The sequence below is a fragment of the Pantoea hericii genome, assembly GCF_014155795.1.
Classification (GTDB): Bacteria; Pseudomonadota; Gammaproteobacteria; order Enterobacterales; family Enterobacteriaceae; genus Pantoea; species Pantoea eucalypti.
Genome location: NZ_SCKV01000019.1, coordinates 1 through 539, shown reverse-complemented (window position 1 = coordinate 539; position 539 = coordinate 1). Strand labels below are relative to the sequence as shown.

1 rRNA gene is annotated in these 539 nt (G+C 52.9%); it reads right to left on the bottom strand.

The features are described 5' to 3' along the window. Window positions 1-454, bottom strand: a 16S ribosomal RNA gene (locus H7K52_RS18820); the annotation flags it as partial. Window positions 455-539 lie beyond the last annotated feature (85 nt).

The window sequence follows — 539 nt, the reverse complement described above, 5'->3', positions numbered from 1 at the left end:
CGCCTTCCTCCCCGCTGAAAGTACTTTACAACCCGAAGGCCTTCTTCATACACGCGGCATGGCTGCATCAGGCTTGCGCCCATTGTGCAATATTCCCCACTGCTGCCTCCCGTAGGAGTCTGGACCGTGTCTCAGTTCCAGTGTGGCTGGTCATCCTCTCAGACCAGCTAGGGATCGTCGCCTAGGTGGGCCATTACCCCGCCTACTAGCTAATCCCATCTGGGTTCATCCGATAGTGAGAGGCCCGAAGGTCCCCCTCTTTGGTCTTGCGACGTTATGCGGTATTAGCCACCGTTTCCAGTGGTTATCCCCCTCTATCGGGCAGATCCCCAGACATTACTCACCCGTCCGCCACTCGTCACCCAAGAGCAAGCTCTCTGTGCTACCGTCCGACTTGCATGTGTTAGGCCTGCCGCCAGCGTTCAATCTGAGCCATGATCAAACTCTTCAATTTAAGTTTGATTTGCTTAAACAAGTTAAGCGGTGCTCATCTGTAAAACGTCATAATGAATTTCATTATGTGTTCACTCGTGAGGCTT